Annotated in this window: 1 pseudogene; it reads right to left on the bottom strand. The window is 69.0% G+C overall.

The features are described from left to right. Positions 1 to 1086 precede the first annotated feature (1086 nt). Positions 1087 to 2298, bottom strand: a pseudogene (locus ACFWOG_RS40475) (IS110 family transposase); the annotation flags it as partial. Positions 2299 to 2823 lie beyond the last annotated feature (525 nt).

Raw genomic sequence — 2823 nt, 5'->3', positions numbered from 1 at the left:
GCTCGCCTTGCCGCGGCGGATGACGTTGGCGTAGAGGTCGTGGGCGAAGGAGGCGAAGGAGGCGAGGGTGAGTCCGGCCGCAGTTTCTCGGCGGTGGTCGGCTGGCGCCCGGGGCCAACTCTCTTCTGAGGGATCGAGTCCCGGGGGTTGTCACTGACTCACCGGCACCGGCTGATCACCGCCGAGGAGAAAAGTAAGGGCCCCAGCACCGACCCGGCCCGGTCACCACTGACACAGCTTTAGAACGAGCTGTCGTTCCGAGAAGCAGCCGGATGTCCCAGCACCTGTCCCAACCCGAGCACCGAGGGGCGCACAACAGGACTGTCCCGGCCCGCGGGAACAGCGGGCACCGGGCCGGGAACGCCCGGAGTTCGAGGCGCGGGAGGAGGACGAGGCTCAAGTTCCTTGGTGTTCCTGCCCGCTGGGAGCTCCCCCAGACGGATCGGAACAGGTATCCGAGCAGGTAGTTCGACGCTACCCCGAGCTCCCGGCGGGGCCAAGACTCGGATACACCCAACACGGGGACCGCGTACGGGGCCCGGCGACTGCGCCTCGGCTCCCTACCCGGATCAGCCGTTCTCCTCCGTTCACCAGCATCGAGGTGAAATGATCAAGTACCGTGCGGCCGTCAGGACGGGCCGCCTGTTGCTGACTTCGGCGCGTCAGGGTGACGATGGCGTGTCGAGGGTCAGGCCGGTGCCGGCGGCCATAAAGCCGTCGTGTATGGCATCACCCCTGTCGGATCCGATGGGACGGGCCACGGCAAACGTCCAGGCAGCCGGTCGTCGGGCTGCCGGCCCCAGCATGACCCGCGGCCGCTCCGGCGATCCTAGTGGACTCTCGGACTTCCGGAGAGTACGCGGTTGTGTCGCGGGGCATCGCGCCGTTGCGCGGCCGGGAGATCCGGATGCCTGGCCCCGTCGCGTCCGGACACCGGGCGACGCCGCCTTCCCGTCCCCGGCACCTTCGGCCTGCCCGTCCCCGGCAGCCGTGCACCCGGACCAGCCACAGTGTCGTGAAATCGAGAGAGACATCACGTGCCTGACAAGTCGAGCCGCCCACGGCCAGATCCGCTGATGGGGACGTGAAGGCGTGATGCTCGTCGAAGAGCTGCCGGGTCTGCAGGCAGTGGTAGAGCTGCCCGATCAAGCGGTTGAACAGGTGCCGTCGGGCCTGCACGTGCCAGTCGCCGTTCTCGCGCCTTCGCCGTGCGCGTCCGCTCCGGGCGACGCCTTGAGGGCGGAGAAGGCCCGGAGGAAACCGTCGTCGATGAGCCGGTTGTTCTTGATGAACCGTCGCCCGGCACAGCGTTTTTTGCCTGAGGCCGCGGGAGATCGGTGCGGAGCCGTCGTAGGCCTTCAGCGCTCGGGCGTCGGCGAAGCGGGCGCGGTCGTCTCCGGGCTCGGCGAGCACACGGGCGCCGAGCTGGACCCCGAGGCTGGGGAAGCTCAGGACGACCTCAGCGTCCGGGTGCTGGCGAAAGTGGGTCTCCACCGCCTCGGCGAGTTCGTCGACTGCGACGCAAGAGACATCCAACTGGCTTATCAGTACTGCCAGTTGGCGGACCATCGCGGCCTCGATGACGGCTGGATGCCTAGCGTGGTTACCCCGGAAGACCTCGCGCAGGCGCTCGGCCTCGGTGTCAATCCCCCGCTGGCTGCCGGCGCGTTCGAGTACGGCCCGCAGCTGGACCAGGCTCAGTCGGGCGGCCGTCCCCGGGGTGGGTGCCGTGGCCAGGACGGCGCGGGCATCCGCTCGGACCAGGTTGTGCTGCTTGCCCATGAAGGCGTCCAAAGCAGCGGGACAGTAATCGCGCAGCAGCGAGCGGACCTGATTGACCAGCTGCCGGCGGTCCCAGACAGCGTCCTGCTGGGCGCGGGCGGGGATCGCGACAGCTCGGGCTTGGTCGGTGTCGGAGGGCAGGGGCCGGTGGGCGTGCATGTCGGTGCGCAGGATGTTCGCCAGGACCAGGGCGTCGCCGGGGTCGGATTTCATGCGGGAGACGCTGTGGCGATCGCAGTAGCGGGCGGCGGCCTGCGGGTTGACCGGGTAGACGGGCTGCTCGCCGGTCCGCAGGGCGGCCACCAGCAGGCCGCCGCTGGTCTCGATGGCCACCGGAACCGAATCCTCGGGCGTGTCGCCGTACTCCGCGAGCAGGTCCAGCAGGAGCCGGTAGCCAGCCGCGTCGTCGCTGATGCAGCGCTTGGCCAGGAGCCGTCCAGTGTCGTTGACCAGGGCGACGTCGTGGTGGGACTCGGCCCGGTCGATGCCGCACGACACCGTCACAGCCATCTCCATTCTGTTGCCGTTTGCGCAGGTGGGGAGCTTGTGCGGGCCACGCGGCGACCTGATCCCGGGACTCCTCGGTCCGCCATCTCACCGGCCGTTCGCGGCACCGGCGCGCCGCGCGGGCCCCGGTCTTCGCCAGAGCTCGAACGGCTCGTGGAGTTCAGGGAGGTCACCGTGCGGCGGGCTCACACCACGACGATCAACGTCCAGCACAGGCTGATGGGTTTCGCGCCGGCCCGAAGGCACCGGGCGCCGCCGGTCTCCCTCAAGGCCTCGGGGGCCGGAACCAGCAGGAGTCGGCCCGGTGCCCACGCGACCGCCGCAAGAACCCACCACAACGACAGTCCGGAAGTCCCCCAACGGAGGCGATCCGGAACCGCTTACTCAAGGATCAGGAACATCATGAATCCGTCTTCCCCGAGAGCTCGATCGGGTGCCTTAAGTGGGTGTTTCGCTCCTGGTTGTCGAGGTCAGGTTCCGTGCCAGGTGGGGGTCGTTTCGCCGGTGAGGCGGCGGGTCATGAGGCTGATCATC

It is taken from the genome of Kitasatospora sp. NPDC058406 (genome assembly GCF_042722765.1).
In the GTDB taxonomy this organism is placed as follows: Bacteria; Actinomycetota; Actinomycetes; order Streptomycetales; family Streptomycetaceae; genus Kitasatospora.
This window is presented reverse-complemented; position numbering and strand designations above follow the sequence as displayed.